Origin of the sequence: Pantoea hericii (genome assembly GCF_014155795.1) — a bacterium.
GTDB classification, from domain to species: Bacteria; Pseudomonadota; Gammaproteobacteria; order Enterobacterales; family Enterobacteriaceae; genus Pantoea; species Pantoea eucalypti.
In genome coordinates, this window is sequence record NZ_SCKV01000006.1 from 149,911 (window position 1) to 164,347 (window position 14,437).

The window sequence follows — 14,437 nt, forward strand, 5'->3', positions numbered from 1 at the left end:
GTAATGTTAAGCTGGTGTTGGATGATTTTTACGTTTAACTCACTGATAAAAAAGATCAAAGAAGGGACTCGTTATGATCAAAAAAACAATTTTTGCGCTGGCTGTGGTCGCTGCATGATTAACCGGCTGCGCATGCACGCCGCCGATTCATAACGTGAATCAGGCCCTCACTCAGCATGACAGTGATAATCAGATGAAACTGGCGATCATTGAGGCGGGTATTGGCCGGAAACAGCTGATGACACCCGTTTCGCCTGGTGTAATCAATGGTCGTCTGGCCCAGCGTGATGTTGTGGCGACCATCCGCATTACTTACACCAGACAGAATTACCGCATTGAGTCTGTCGGCAGTGAAAACCTGAGAGCGGGACAGGGTGTGATCCTCAATAACGACAACGACTGGATGGCCAATCTCGATCAGGATATTCAGTTGCGGCTGTCGGCCCTGGCCGCCCGGTGATCGGCGTGCTGTTGCAATAATGGGTCGACAGACTCGCTAAGCATAAAGTTCTGCGGCAGCCGGCCGACAAATCAGATGAGCTGCTATTGATGAATCCTTGAGTAAACCTCTACCGTGAGAACCTGATTAGGGTTCGGCAGGTTTTCCGGTACGCACTTTTTTTGCAGAAGGCAGGAGTGACGATCCAATGAACGCCGACTCCACACGTATGATGAAAAGAGTGTTGAGATGAAACTCGCTTACTCACTGGTCGACTGGCAGGCACTGGCTCCGGGTTTAAGCGCGCCAGAAGCCTGGCAGGACTGGGCGCAACAGAGCAGGGCCATCGACCCCTTAGCGGCGATGGCAAAGCCGCAATACTTACCGATGATGACGTCGCGTCGTCTGAGCGGCGGCAGCCGTGCGGCGGTAGAGTGTGGGCTGGCGCTTCTGGCACGGCAGAAGGCAGACGCTATCGTGTTTACCAGCCGTCACGGTGAACTGGAGCGTAATCTGCGTATTCTTAATACCCTTGCAGATCAACAGTCAATGTCACCTACAGACTTTGCCATGTCAGTTCACAATTCGGCGGTTGGCAGCCTGACCATTGCGGCAAAAGCGCCGCTGGTCTCGACCTCCATTGCGGCAGGCATGGACTCTTTTCAGCAGGGATTGATTGAAGTCAGCGCTCTGCATCAGGCGGGTTATCAGCAGGTGCTGCTGGTCGACTTCGACGGCATCGTGCCGGACTATTATCTGCCGTGGCTGGCGGATCAGCGCGTGAATTTTCCTTATGCGGTGGCACTGCTGCTGCGTGCGGGCGAACAACTGTATTGCACTGGCTGTAAAGGCGAAGAGAAGAGGGCAGAAACGCTGTTACCGCAGAGCCTGCGTTTTCTGCAGCAATGGCTGGCGGCTTCGCCCACCTTCAGCCTGGCAGGCGAACGCCTGACATGGCACTGGGAGAGAAGTCATGGCTGATTGCTCACAACCCGCTCAGCACTCAGGCAGCCGCCTTAACTACTGCTGGCGACTGGTGATGACGGCCGTCAATTTTACGCTGTTTGGGCTGGGCGGACTGCTGCTGTCACTGATTGGCTTCAACCTGCTACTCCTGATCCAGCGCGATTCTCTGCGCCGCCGGCTGCTGGCCCGACGCGCTATCGCCTTTAGCTTCCGCTGCTTTCTGCGTTTCTGCCGGATGACCGGCGTTTACGACTACCGCATTGAAGGCGCAGAGCTGTTGCAACAGGATCGCGGATGCCTGATTGTCGCTAATCATCCGTCACTGATCGACTACGTGATGATCGCGTCGGTACTGCCAGAGATGGATTGTCTGGTAAAGGCCGATCTGCAAAAAAATCCCTTTATACGTGGGGTGATTCGCGCCGCCGATTATCTGATCAACAGTGAAGCGGAGACGCTGCTGCCGGACAGTCAGCAGAGACTGGCGCGCGGCGACAATATCCTGATTTTTCCGGAAGGCACCCGTACCCGTTACGGTCAGCCGCTGACTCTGCAGCGCGGAGCCGCCAATATTGCGGTGCGCGCCGGATGCGATCTGCGCGTGGTTCACATCACCTGCAGCCAGCGTATGCTTGATAAACAGAGCCGCTGGTATCAGATTCCGCCGGTTAAACCGCTGTTTACCGTGCGAGTAAAGTCACGAATCGACAGTCAGTCGTTTTGTGAAAGCAATCCCGATGCGCAGCCACTGGCCGCGCGTCGCCTGACCCGCCACTTAGAGCAGGCGCTGGTCCCCCAGAACAGGTAAGACGAAAACCGGTATGGATTCATTAATTAACGATATCAAACAGATGATTATCGACACGCTGAACCTTGAAGATCTCAGCCCTGATGATATTGAGACTGACGCTGCCCTGTTTGGCGACGGGCTGGGGCTGGACTCAATTGATGCACTGGAACTTGGCCTGGCAGTGAAAAATCGCTACGGCGTGACGCTCTCTGCGGAAAGTGAAACCCTGCGTGCCCACTTCTTCTCTGTCGCGACGCTGGCCGCGTTCGTCAACCAACAGCGCGGCTGAAAGCGGAGACAATCTTATGATGAACAAAGAAGAGATTTATCAGGAAGTGACTTCGCTGCTCACCAGCCTGTTTGAAATTGCGCCCGAGGATATCCACCCCGAGGCGCGTCTGTATGAAGATCTCGAGCTCGACAGCATTGATGCTGTCGATATGGTCGTGCACCTGCAAAAACGTACCGGCCGTAAAATCAAACCGGAAACCTTCCGCGCGGTCCGAACTGTGCAGGATGTCGTGGATGCGGTGGAACAACTGATGCGCGAAGACGCCTGATCCGTCGTGCCTGCTGCTACGCTTCGCCTGCTCAATCTGCTTACGCTGCTGGCTTGGCCCTTGCTGGTCTGGCTGGCACTGACCCAGCCGCGCTGGCAGGGACTCTTCTGGCTGCTGGCGCTGCTGTTTGGCCTGCGCTGGCTGCAACTGCGTCGTCAGCAGAACGCGCTGGGCGCGGTCATGGGCTGGCTGGCGCTGCTCGGCGCGCTGCTCTGTATCAGCAGCCAGCTGTTACGCGCTCAGCATCTGTTGCTGTGGTATCCGGTGGCGGTCAATCTGGCGATGCTGCTGGTGTTCGGTGCTTCACTCTGGAGCGCGATGCCACTGGTGGAGCGTATTGCCCGGCTGCGTGAGCCAGAACTTCCTGCCGCCGCAGTGCCTTACACCCGTCGCGTAACGCAGATCTGGTGCCTGTTTTTTATCGGCAATGGCAGCATGGCGTTCTATACCTGTCTGCAGGGCGATCTGCGGCTCTGGACGCTGTGGAACGGTGGCATCAGCTACCTGTTGATCGGCGTGCTGATGGGCGCTGAGTGGCTGGTTCGTCAGCGTGTGAGGCGAAAAGCATGAGCGTGGCCGAGTGGCTGACAGGCGCCGATCGTGAAGTCGCCTGGCGAGGCGATCAACCCTTGATGCTCGGCGCGATGCGTCGTCAGGTGCAGGCACTTAGCCTGCGCTTAGCGGCACAGCCGGGCACGCACTGGGGGCTCTGTTTTGACGACAGTTATCGTTTCTGTGTGGCGCTGCTGGCCTGCTGGTATGCCGGTAAAACGCCGGTGATGCCGGGTCATAGCCGCGCCGCGCTACTGAATGAGATGCAGGAGCAGCTTGATGGGGTGCTGTGCGACATGCCGCTGGCGGTCAGCCTGCCGCTGCTGACGTGGGATGAGGCAGAAGCCCAGGGCCAGCTGCCACCACTGCCTGCGAGCTCAGCGCTGATACTCTTTACCTCGGGGTCCACCGGCGCACCGCGTCAGGTGGTGAAGTCACTGACGGTGATGGAGCAGGAGAGCCGCTGGCTCAGCGCTCTGTGGGGCGAACAGCTGCAAGGCTGCAGGGTGATTGCCTCGGTCAGCCATCAGCATCTTTACGGTTTATCGTTCCGACTTTTCCTGCCAATGACGCTCAGGCTGCCGTTTTCCGCTCAGCCGCTGTTCTACGGCGAGCAGCTGGCCCAGCTGCCGCGCGACTGTCGCTATGCTTTTATCAGCAGCCCGGCTTTTTTATCGCGGCTGGACAGTACGCTCGACGCGCCCGGCTGTGAACTGATTGTCTCTGCCGGTGGCACCCTGCGCGGGCTGGATGCAGAACAGGTCTGGCAGCGCTTTGGCTGCCCGGTCAGTGAAATCTACGGTAGCACCGAAACCGGCATTCTGGCCTGGCGTCAGTGCGATCGGGCCGATGCCCCGTGGCGAAGTTTTTCTGGCGTCAGGCTTGAGCAGGTGACGCCCGAACGCTGGCAGGTCTGGTCGCCGCTGATTGCGGGTGATAACGGCCTTGCGCTGGACGACCGCCTGAATATGCAGCCCGATGGCGGATTTCAGCTGGCAGGACGTCACGATCGCATCGTGAAAATTGGAGACAAGCGCATCTCATTAAGTGAGATAGAGCGCCGACTGACCGATCTGCCGGAAATTGACGATGCCGTGGCGCTGGTGGTCACGCGTCATGATCGTCAGGCAATTGGCGTCGTGCTGTCGCTCACCAGCACGCTGGATGAAGCGGCTCTGCACCAGCACAGACAGCAATGGAAACGCCAGCTGCAGTGCTGGCTGGAACCGCTGGCGATGCCGCGCTACTGGCGGATTGTTGCCACCATTCCGGTTACCCCCCAAAGTAAACGCGCCTGGCCGCAAATAGAGGAACTTTTTCATGTTGCCGATTGAACGAAGCCGGGAGTTGCAGGCTGACAGCGCCACGCTGATTCTGCAGGTTGAAGCCGGACTGTTCTGGTTCCAGGGCCACTTTCAGACGCTGCCTATTCTGCCTGGCGTGGCTCAACTGGACTGGGTGATGCACTACGGCGTGTCACTGCTCGCGCCGGGTAAGCAGTTTGCCGCCATTGAAAACATCAAATTTCAGCAGCCGGTGCTGCCTGACTCACTTCTGCAACTGCGTCTTGACTGGGATGCTGAAAAGTCGCGCCTGAGTTTCCGTTACAGCCTGCTCAGTCACGACGGCGAGCCGAGCGCCAGCATCGGGAAGATCACGCTGTGCTAACCCTGCCGTTTACGCCTTGCGTAGTGATCCCGTGTTACAACCATGGTGCGATGATGGCATCGGTACTGGCCCGGCTGGCACCGTTTAATCTGCCGGTTATCGTCGTGGATGATGGCAGCGACACGGCGACTCAGCTTCAGCTGGCGACGCTGTACGCCGCAGAGCTCAATGTGCTGCGACTCGACAGCAATCAGGGTAAAGGTGCGGCGGTGATTCATGGTCTGCGCGCTGCGGCGGCACGCGGATTCACCCATGCCGTGCAGCTTGATGCGGACGGTCAGCATCAGGCAGAAGATCTGCCGCTGATGCTGGCGGAAGCTGAGCGCTATCCCGACGCGCTGATCTCCGGACAGCCGATTTATGACGATTCGATCCCTAAATCACGTCTTTACGGTCGCTATATCACACACTTCTGGGTCTGGATTGAAACGCTGTCGCTGTCGATCCGCGACAGCATGTGCGGCTTTCGTGTCTATCCGCTGGCCCCCACGCTGGCGCTGTGCGATCGCCGTGCCATCGGTCAGCGCATGGATTTCGATACTGAGATCATGGTGCGGCTCTACTGGCAGGGCATACGCAGTCGCTTTATCCCGACCCGCGTCACCTATCCCGCCAGCGGGCTGTCGCACTTCGATGCGCTCTACGACAATCTGCGCATCTCCTGGATGCATACCCGTCTGTTCTTCGGCATGCTGCCGCGGATCCCGCGTCTGCTGGCGATGCGTAACGCGCCAGCACACTGGTCTGTGGAAACGGAGCGGCGCGGACAGTGGGGATTACGTTTTATGCTGGCGGTGTATCGCTATGGCGGGCGGCTGCCCTTTACGCTGCTGCTCTGGCCGGTCGTCGCGGTCTACTGGCTGAGCGGTCAGCGCGCGCGAAGCGCTTCACGGCAATGGCTGGCGCAGGTCACCGTCGCCGCACAGCAGCGGCAGGTTGCATTACCGCCGCAGCTTAACAGCTACCGCCATTTTCTGCGCTTCGCCGGGGCGATGCTGGATAAAGTCGCCAGCTGGCGCGGGGATTTGCATTGGGGACGGGATATCGATTTCGCGCCGGGCGCAGAAGCGATAATCCGCGCACCCACACCCCAGGGCAAGCTGATCCTGGCCTCCCATCTTGGCGACATTGAAGCCTGTCGCGCGATGGCGCAGCAGGTCAGCGGACTGGTGATTAATGCACTGGTGTTTACCGACAATGCCCGGCGCTTTCGGGCGGTACTGGAAACTATCGCCCCGCAGGCGGGGGTCAATCTGATGCCGGTCAGTGATATCGGGCCGGAGACAGCAATCCTGCTGCAACAGAAGCTGGATGCGGGCGAATGGGTGGCGATTGTCGGGGATCGTACGGCGGTCAATCCGCAACGCGGCGGCGAGCGTCGGGTCATCTGGAGCGATTTTCTGGGTCGGGCAGCACCGTTTCCACAGGGGCCGTTTGTGCTGGCGGCTGCGTTACGCTGTCCGGTGCTGCTCATGTTTGCCCTGCGGCAACAGGGTAAACTGCTTATCCACTGTGAGCCGTTTGCCGATCCGCTGCTGCTGCCCCGTGCACAACGTCAGCAGGCGCTGCAACAGGTGGTCGATCGCTATGCGCAACGGCTGGCGCATTATGCGCTGCTGGCCCCGCTGGACTGGTTCAACTTTTTCGATTTCTGGACGTTGCCTGATCACCAGGTGCACCACAAGGAGTCTGACCATGACTGAACATCATGCTGAAGTCGTGCTGACCGTTTCATTCCACGACTGTGATCCCATGGGTGTGGTCTGGCACGGTAACTATTTCCGCTTCTTCGAAGTGGCACGCGAAGCCCTGCTGCGCAGCATCAATTACAGTTATGCCGAGATGGCTGCCAGTGGCTACGTCTGGCCGGTGGTCGATACCCGGGTTAAATATCGCCATCCCCTGCGCTGTGAAGAGACGATTCGCGTCAGTGCCCGGATTACAGAATATGAGAACCGCCTGCGCATCGACTATGAGGTGCGAAACGCGGCCGATCAGATCACCACTAAAGCGCATACGCTGCAGGTTGCGGTTGAGCAGGAGAGTCAGGCGCTGTGCTTTGTTTCGCCCGATATTTTACTGGAACGTTTAGGAGTAAAAGGATGCTGAAAATAGTGCTTACCGGCCTGCTATTGTGGGCCAGTGCGGCCAGCGCAGTCACACTGGATCAGCTGCAGCAGCGTTTTGCCAGCCAGCCAGTGATCCGGGCCGACTTTACCCAGACGCGCACCATTTCAGGTATGCGTCAGCCGCTGGTGTCGCACGGTCAAATGCTGATCGCCCGTGAGCAGGGGTTATGGTGGCATCAGCAGACGCCGTTTGTGATGACACTGCTGCTGGATGATAAGCGCATGGTGCAAAGCCTTAACGGCCAGAAGCCCCAGGTTATCACCGCTGACAGCAATCCGCAGATGTTCCAGTTCAATCATTTGCTGCGGGCGCTGTTCCAGGCTGACCAGAAGGTCCTTAACGAAAATTTCAGCGTGGCCTTCAGCGATCGTGGCAACGGCGCCTGGACGCTGGACCTGACGCCCAAAGCTGCGCCGCTCAACAAAATCTTCAACCGTATCTCGCTGGCGGGTAATACCTTCCTGGACAGCATCAACCTGGATGATAAGCAGGGCGATAAAACCGAGATTCAGCTCAGTAACACCCGCATTGAACCGCCGCAGTTAAGCGACGAGGAGCAGGCACGTTTTGCCGGGCCGTAACGATCGGCTGCTGGCGATCCTGTGGCTGGCCATCTGTCTGCTGCTGGCGGCGGCGCTCGCTTTTCTGTTGCCGCGCAGCCAGCTCAACAGCAGCGTGCTGGCTTTGCTGCCGCAACAGAATCTGGGCGCAGCACCGCCTGCGCTACAGCAGGCTTTTATGCAGCGGCTGGATCGCCAGATGGTGTGGCTGGTTTCACCCGGTGAGCAGGACGATCCGCAGGTCGCTGCCTGGTGGCTGGCGCAGTTGCGTGCGCTGCCTGACCTGAAGCTTGTGCAGGGCGATCTTGATGCACAGCAGCAGCAGCAGTGGGGCCGTTTCGCCTGGCAACACCGCAATGGTCTGCTTGATGAGTCGACACGCAGCCGCTTGCAGAACGGGGGTGAGGCGCAGGCAGACTGGCTGCTGGCGCAGCTTTTTTCAGCCTTCTCGGGCGTCAGCAGCAGAGAGTTGCAGGGCGATCCTTTGATGCTGGTGCGCGGTTCACAGCTGGCGCTGGCTCAGAATGCCGGACGTATGACGCTGCATGATGGCTGGCTGACCGTAAAAGACGAGCAGGGTAAGCAGTGGTATTTTCTGCATGGCGAACTGGCGAACAATGCTTTCAGTATGCAGCAGAGCCATGCGCTGGTGACCCGGCTTAGCGCGCTGGAGCAGCAGCTTAAAAGCCGCTGGCCGCAGGCGAAACTGCTGACGCGGGGTACTGTCCTGTTCAGCGACAACGCCAGCCAGCGTGCGCAGCACGATGTTAAAACCCTGGGGAGTGTAACGCTGGGTGGCGTCGTCCTGCTGGTGCTGCTGGTCTTCCGATCACTGCGTCCATTGCTGCTGACGGTGACGTCTGTGGCGGTAGGCGCGATGGCAGGCACAGTGGTGACGCTGCTTTGCTTCGGTGAGCTGCATCTGATGACGCTGGTGATGAGTCTGAGTATTGTCGGCATCTCGGCGGATTACACGCTCTATTATCTCACTGAGCGTATGGTTCACGGCGAACAGCAGTCACCGTGGCAGAGCCTGCGCAAAGTCCGCGGTACGCTGCTACTGGCGCTTGCGACCACCGCGATTGCCTGGCTGCTGATGCTGCTCGCGCCCTTTCCCGGACTGCGTCAGCTGGCGGTGTTTGCCGCCAGCGGATTAACCGCATCCTGTCTGACGGTAATTCTGATCACGCCGTGGCTGGTACGTGGATTACCGGTGCGCCCGGTGCCGCTGATGGTGCCGCTGGCGCGCTGGCTTGCCGCCTGGCGTCGCCAGCGCGGGTTGCGTGTCGGATTACCTGTATTGATGGCCATCTTCGCCCTGACCGGAATCGCTCAGTTAAAGGTAGATGATGACATCGCGCATCTGCAAAGTGCCCCCGCACAGCTGCTTGAACAGGATCGCCAGCTCGCTACTCTGACCGGCCAGCGTGCCGATCAGACCTGGTTTGTGGTCTGGGGCGATGATGCTCAGCAGACGCTGCAGCGGCTGGAAAAACTGGCACCGGATCTCCATCAGGCACAGCAGCAGGGCTGGCTGCAACATTATCGTCTGCTGCCGCTGAAGTCGCTGGCGCAGCAACAGCAGGATCTGCAGCTGCTGAAACAGGCCGTTCCGACGATTACGGCCCGCCTGCAGCAGGCGGGAATTGCCCTTGCCGCGCCGGATCTGACGCCAATGCCGGTAACACCCGATGCCTGGCTGTCGGGTCCGCTGAGTGAGGGCTGGCGTCTGCTGTGGCTGACGCTGCCGGACGGGCAGAGCGGTGTTCTGATCCCCACCAGCGGCGTAAAAAATAGCGCCGCACTCGCAGAGCTGGCTAAGCAGCATCCTGGCGTCAGCTGGATCGATCGCAAGGCGAGTTACGATGCGCTGTTCAGTTTCTGGCGTACCCTGCTTGGCGGATTACTGGCACTGGCGCTGCTGCTGATCACCCTGAGTTTTGTAATGCGCCTGGGATTAAAGGCGGGCTTACGCAGCGCGCTGCCGTCGGTGCTGTCGCTGGCGATGGCGCTGGCAACGCTGGGCTGGATCGGCGCATCGCTGAACCTGTTTGCGCTGCTGGCGCTGATTCTGGTGCTGGGGATCGGCATTAACTACACGCTCTTTTTCAGCAACCCACAGGGTACACCAATGACTTCGTTGCTGGCGGTATCGCTGGCGATGATCACCACCTTACTGACGCTGGGCATGCTGGTATTCAGCAGCACCAGCGCGATTGCCAGTTTTGGCACCGTATTATGCAGCGGCATCTTCAGCGCTTTCCTGCTGTCACCGCTGGCGATGCGACCCACCCGATCAAGGAGTAAACGATGATCCGCGCCGCCTGTATTCTGCTGACGGCTCTGCTGCTCAGCGCCTGTGCCGGACCGGCACCCGACAGCAGCCGTCCCACCGCCTGGCTGAAACCGGGCGTGAAGGTGACGCTGCCGCCGCCAGGCATCCGTCCCGCCTTTCAACAGCAGCAGTTGCTGACCGGCCAGGTTAAAGGCCAGAGTCAGTCACTGCTGGTGCTGCTCAGTGCTGATGAACAGCAAATTGATCTGGCGGGGCTCTCTTCGGTGGGTATTCGACTCTTCAGTCTGCGCTATGATGCCAGCGGTATTCATACCCAGCAGTTGATGCCGCTGCCACAGATGCCGCCCGCGAGTCAGGTTCTGGCAGACATCATGCTCAGCTACTGGCCGCTGGATGCCTGGCAAAAACAGCTGCCGCCAGGCTGGAAGCTGCAGGATAAGGGATTAAAGCGACGGCTGATCGATGCCGATAACCAGCTGGTAACGGAGATTGATTATCTGCAACGGGGTAATCAGCGCCAGCCAGTCAGCATTCGGCAGCATGCCTTTGGCTATCAGATCCGCATTCAACATCTGGACGCCTCATGATTTATATCTCTGCTATCGGCATGCTGAATGCCCTGGGAAATGACAGCCAGCAGATCGCGGCCAGCCTGAAAAAAGGTGAGGCACCCGGTATGCAGTTGCGTCATGGCTGGCTGAGCGGTGATCGCGCCTGTTGGCTTGGCAGAGTTGAAGGTGAGCTGCCAGCGATTCCTGCTGTCCTTAGCGCGCATAACACCCGCAACAACCAGCTGCTGCTGGCCGCGCTGATACAAATCCGTCCGACGCTTGACGCGGCGATTGCACGCTATGGCGCCAGCAGAGTGGCAATTGTACTGGGGACCAGCACCTCGGGGGTGGATGAGGGGGATCAGCAGATTTGCGGCGGCCAGCCCGATTATCACTACCAGATGCAGGAGCTTGGCGATCCGTCACGTTTTCTGGCGCACTACCTGCAGCTCGATGGCCCGGCCTATACCATTTCTACCGCCTGCTCTTCCAGCGCCCGCGCCATTATCAGTGGTGAGCGGCTGATCGCGGCAGGGCTGGCGGATGTTGCGCTGGTGGGCGGTGCAGACTCGCTGAGTCGGATGCCGATCAACGGTTTCGACAGTCTGGAATCGCTCTCTGAGCGTCGCTGCGCGCCGTTCAGCTGCGAGCGTGACGGTATCTCGATTGGCGAAGGAGCCGCGCTGATGTTGCTGACGCGGGAACCGCAGCCGCTGGCGCTGTTGGGTGCGGGTGAATCTTCCGACGCCTGGCACATGTCTGCGCCCCATCCTCAGGGCGAAGGCGCTGAACGGGCGATGCGAATGGCGCTGCAACAGGCGAATCTGTTGCCGCAGCAGGTGGGTTATATCAATCTGCATGGCACAGCCACGCCGCTGAACGATCAGATGGAAGCCGCCGTGATTCATCGTTTGTTTGGCAATGCGGTGCCATGCAGCTCAACCAAACATCTGACCGGCCATACGCTCGGCGCGGCGGGCGTGTGCGAAGCTGCGCTCAGCGCGTTGATCCTGCAGAACAATCTGCCGCTGCCTGCGCAGGATTTTAGCGCGGCGGCGCAGGATGAGACGCTGCCGGATTGCGGATTGCTGTTACAGCCACAGGCGCTGCAACGGCCGGTCATCGCCTCTAATTCATTCGCCTTTGGTGGCAACAACACCTGCCTGATTCTGGGACACCTTGATGGACATTAATTCTCCCGCGGCACTCTGGCTGCCGCATGCTGCACCGATGCTGCTGCTTGATCAGCTGATTGCCGTTGATGATGAGCACGTTCACTGTCAGGTATCGACCTGTGCCGATGGCGTACTGGCGCCATTTCTGACGCCACAGGGCGAACTGCCTGCCTGGTTTGGCGTCGAGATGATGGCTCAAACCGTAGGCGTCTGGTCGGGCTGGCATGCAAAGCAGGGTGGCGCAACCCTTATCCCGCCCGGCATGCTGCTGGGTGGACGCGGCTGGCGGGCAGAACAGCCGTACTTTCCCGCGAACGTCACGCTGGATATCAGAATGACGTTGCTGATGCGCGATGACCGTATGGGCAGCTTTGAGGGCGATATTTGTTACGGCCCGCAACGGCTTGCCAGCGGTCGTCTCAACACCTGGCAACCCAATGAAACAGAGTTAAAGCAATTAATGTCACAAGGAAATCAGCCATGACAAGGTCGGTATTAGTCACGGGCGCCAGTAAAGGCATTGGCCGCGCGATTGCGCTGCGTCTCGCCCAGGATGGCTATCAGGTTATCGTTCATTTTAACCGCGACCGCGCGGGGGCTGAGCAGTGCCTGCAGCAGATCGAATCTGCAGGCGGCAGTGGTCGTGTGCTGGGATTTGATGTGGCTGACCGTGCAGCCACCCGTGCCGCGCTGGAAGCGGATATTGCGCAACACGGGGCCTACTATGGCGTGGTGAGCAATGCTGGCATCACCCGTGATGCAGCGTTTCCCGCCCTGACGGATGAGGAGTGGGACAGTGTCATCCACACCAACCTCGACAGTTTTTACAACGTTATCCAGCCCTGCGTGATGCCGATGATCGGCCTGCGCCGCGGTGGTCGCATTATTACCCTCTCTTCGGTCTCCGGGATGATGGGCAATCGCGGTCAGGTCAACTACAGCGCGGCGAAAGCGGGCATTATCGGGGCCACCAAGGCGCTGGCGATTGAACTGGCTAAACGCAAAATCACCGTTAACTGCATCGCGCCCGGTCTGATTGATACCGGCATGGAGGGGCTCGAACCTCAGGTGATTGAAGAAGCGATGAAGATCGTGCCGATGAAGCGCATGGGCACGGCCGACGAAGTCGCCGGACTGGCGAGCTATCTGATGTCCGATATCGCCGGTTACGTAACGCGTCAGGTGATTTCAATTAATGGAGGCATGCTGTGATCCAGCGGGTAGTCGTAACCGGTATGGGCGGCGTAACGGCCTTTGGTGAATCCTGGGCTGAGGTTTCGGCGCGTATTCGTGCCGGGCGCAACGCGGTACGCTTTATGCCGGAGTGGCAGATCTATGACGGACTGCATACCCTGCTCGGCGCGCCCGTGGATAACTTTGAACTGCCTGCGCATTATACCCGCAAGCGTATCCGCGCCATGGGCCGCGTTTCGCTGCTGGCAACGCGTGCCACCGAACTGGCGCTGACCCAGGCAGGGCTGATTGACCATCCGGTGCTGACCTGCGGAGAGACGGGCATCGCCTACGGCTCCTCTACCGGCAGCACCGGGCCGGTCAGCGAGTTCGCCACCATGCTGACCGAAAAGCACACCAACAATATTACCGGCACGACGTACGTGCAGATGATGCCGCATACCACCGCCGTGAATGCCGGGCTCTTTTTCGGCCTGCGCGGCCGGGTGATCCCGACCTCCAGCGCCTGTACGTCAGGCAGCCAGGCTATTGGCTATGCCTGGGAGGCGATTCGTCATGGATATCAGACGGTGATGGTGGCGGGTGGTGCGGAGGAGCTCTGTCCGTCCGAAGCGGCGGTGTTCGATACCCTCTTTGCAACCAGCCAGCGCAATGACGCGCCACACACCACGCCAGCGCCTTTTGATCAGCAACGCGATGGCCTGGTGATTGGCGAAGGGGCCGGCACGTTGATCCTGGAGTCGCTGGATCATGCCCTGGCGCGTGGTGCCACGATTTATGCTGAAATCACGGGCTTCCACACCAACTGCGATGCCGCCCATATCACGCAGCCGCAGCGGGAAACCATGCAGATCTGCATTGAGCGGGCATTGCAGAGCGCCGGTATTACCGCATCAGAAGTCGGTTATGTGAATGCGCACGGCACGGCCACTGAGCGGGGTGATATGGCAGAAAGTCTGGCGACGGCAGCGGTGTTTGGCGAGTCAACGCCGATCTCCTCTCTGAAATCCTATTTTGGCCATACGCTGGGTGCCTGCGGGGCGCTGGAAGCCTGGATGAGCATTGAGATGATGCGGGAAGGGTGGTTTGCGCCCACGCTTAACCTGACGCAACCGGCCGCTGATGGCGGTCAGCTGGATTACATCATGGGTGAGCCGCGAGAGATTGAAACCGACTATATCCAGAGCAACAATTTTGCCTTTGGTGGCATTAACACATCTCTGATCTTCAGACGCTGGCGCGGCGTCTGATATCCGGTCCGTGCGGTACTGACACGGGCCAGTTTATTTTCCGAACGAAAAAACCGGACGATAAACAACCTTTCATTTACACTGTCACTCACCGCATTACGCCCTGCGGCCCTATTTTCCACAGGATAGTTATGTCTTTGCCCTTGCCACCCGACGATCACGATGAGCCAATTCGCCAGTCACTTGACGATGCGCACTTTGCGATAGTGGTGCTTGCGGTGACCTCGGTAACGCTTATAATCTTTGTCCTGATAGTTACGCTCTGGATGAGCTGACACGCCCAGGGATTCGTCGGATGGCATAAGG

Annotated in this window: 18 protein-coding genes; all 18 read left to right on the forward strand. The window is 59.1% G+C overall.

Translation table 11 applies throughout. The features are described from left to right. Positions 1-193 precede the first annotated feature (193 nt). The 18 genes from H7K52_RS14650 to H7K52_RS14735 all read left to right on the forward strand — a co-directional run bounded on the left by H7K52_RS14650 (position 194) and on the right by H7K52_RS14735 (position 14,406). A complete protein-coding gene (locus H7K52_RS14650; protein WP_008925902.1) occupies positions 194-460 on the forward strand; it encodes a hypothetical protein in 267 nt (88 codons plus the stop codon). Positions 461-688: 228 nt separating this feature from the next. Beyond that, positions 689-1,420: a beta-ketoacyl synthase chain length factor gene (locus H7K52_RS14655; protein WP_003849956.1), complete on the forward strand. Its 732-nt coding sequence runs from the start codon at positions 689-691 to the stop codon at positions 1,418-1,420. Beyond that, positions 1,413-2,213 carry a lysophospholipid acyltransferase family protein gene (locus H7K52_RS14660; RefSeq protein ID WP_003849954.1) on the forward strand — a complete coding sequence of 267 codons (801 nt, stop codon included), beginning with the start codon at positions 1,413-1,415 and terminating at the stop codon, positions 2,211-2,213. The genes H7K52_RS14655 and H7K52_RS14660 overlap by 8 nt, the downstream gene beginning before the upstream one ends. Before the next feature lie 13 nt (positions 2,214-2,226). After that, positions 2,227-2,484 (forward strand): phosphopantetheine-binding protein, encoded by a 258-nt coding sequence (locus tag H7K52_RS14665; RefSeq protein ID WP_003849953.1) that lies wholly within the window; start codon positions 2,227-2,229, stop codon positions 2,482-2,484. A 16-nt stretch (positions 2,485-2,500) separates the two neighbouring features. Then, a complete protein-coding gene (locus H7K52_RS14670; protein WP_003849951.1) occupies positions 2,501-2,755 on the forward strand; it encodes an acyl carrier protein in 255 nt (84 codons plus the stop codon). 6 nt (positions 2,756-2,761) lie between these two features. After that, a complete protein-coding gene (locus H7K52_RS14675) occupies positions 2,762-3,325 on the forward strand; it encodes a COG4648 family protein (protein WP_003849950.1) in 564 nt (187 codons plus the stop codon). Next, positions 3,322-4,641 (forward strand): AMP-binding protein, encoded by a 1,320-nt coding sequence (locus H7K52_RS14680; protein WP_182630168.1) that lies wholly within the window; start codon positions 3,322-3,324, stop codon positions 4,639-4,641. The genes H7K52_RS14675 and H7K52_RS14680 overlap by 4 nt, the downstream gene beginning before the upstream one ends. Further along, entirely contained in the window at positions 4,628-4,975 is a 348-nt protein-coding gene (locus H7K52_RS14685) for an ApeI family dehydratase (protein ID WP_003849948.1), read from the forward strand. Before H7K52_RS14680 ends, H7K52_RS14685 begins: the two co-directional genes overlap by 14 nt. Continuing rightward, positions 4,969-6,678, forward strand: coding sequence for a glycosyltransferase family 2 protein (locus H7K52_RS14690; protein WP_182630169.1), 1,710 nt, complete (start codon positions 4,969-4,971; stop codon positions 6,676-6,678). Before H7K52_RS14685 ends, H7K52_RS14690 begins: the two co-directional genes overlap by 7 nt. Continuing rightward, a complete protein-coding gene (locus H7K52_RS14695; RefSeq protein WP_003849946.1) occupies positions 6,671-7,084 on the forward strand; it encodes an acyl-CoA thioesterase in 414 nt (137 codons plus the stop codon). The genes H7K52_RS14690 and H7K52_RS14695 overlap by 8 nt, the downstream gene beginning before the upstream one ends. After that, a complete protein-coding gene (locus tag H7K52_RS14700) occupies positions 7,078-7,686 on the forward strand; it encodes a LolA family protein (protein WP_003849945.1) in 609 nt (202 codons plus the stop codon). Before H7K52_RS14695 ends, H7K52_RS14700 begins: the two co-directional genes overlap by 7 nt. Further along, a complete protein-coding gene (locus H7K52_RS14705) occupies positions 7,673-9,979 on the forward strand; it encodes an MMPL family transporter (protein ID WP_182630170.1) in 2,307 nt (768 codons plus the stop codon). Before H7K52_RS14700 ends, H7K52_RS14705 begins: the two co-directional genes overlap by 14 nt. Beyond that, positions 9,976-10,548 carry a DUF3261 domain-containing protein gene (locus H7K52_RS14710; RefSeq protein WP_140033538.1) on the forward strand — a complete coding sequence of 191 codons (573 nt, stop codon included), beginning with the start codon at positions 9,976-9,978 and terminating at the stop codon, positions 10,546-10,548. The genes H7K52_RS14705 and H7K52_RS14710 overlap by 4 nt, the downstream gene beginning before the upstream one ends. Continuing rightward, positions 10,545-11,705 (forward strand): beta-ketoacyl-[acyl-carrier-protein] synthase family protein, encoded by a 1,161-nt coding sequence (locus H7K52_RS14715; RefSeq protein ID WP_182630171.1) that lies wholly within the window; start codon positions 10,545-10,547, stop codon positions 11,703-11,705. Before H7K52_RS14710 ends, H7K52_RS14715 begins: the two co-directional genes overlap by 4 nt. Continuing rightward, positions 11,695-12,171 carry a hotdog family protein gene (locus H7K52_RS14720; RefSeq protein ID WP_182630172.1) on the forward strand — a complete coding sequence of 159 codons (477 nt, stop codon included), beginning with the start codon at positions 11,695-11,697 and terminating at the stop codon, positions 12,169-12,171. The genes H7K52_RS14715 and H7K52_RS14720 overlap by 11 nt, the downstream gene beginning before the upstream one ends. Beyond that, positions 12,168-12,899: a 3-ketoacyl-ACP reductase FabG2 gene (locus tag H7K52_RS14725; RefSeq protein WP_105099323.1), complete on the forward strand. Its 732-nt coding sequence runs from the start codon at positions 12,168-12,170 to the stop codon at positions 12,897-12,899. The genes H7K52_RS14720 and H7K52_RS14725 overlap by 4 nt, the downstream gene beginning before the upstream one ends. Continuing rightward, positions 12,896-14,131 (forward strand): beta-ketoacyl-ACP synthase, encoded by a 1,236-nt coding sequence (locus tag H7K52_RS14730; RefSeq protein WP_008925911.1) that lies wholly within the window; start codon positions 12,896-12,898, stop codon positions 14,129-14,131. Before H7K52_RS14725 ends, H7K52_RS14730 begins: the two co-directional genes overlap by 4 nt. A 131-nt stretch (positions 14,132-14,262) precedes the next feature. After that, positions 14,263-14,406 carry a hypothetical protein gene (locus tag H7K52_RS14735; RefSeq protein ID WP_003849938.1) on the forward strand — a complete coding sequence of 48 codons (144 nt, stop codon included), beginning with the start codon at positions 14,263-14,265 and terminating at the stop codon, positions 14,404-14,406. Positions 14,407-14,437: the final 31 nt, after the last annotated feature.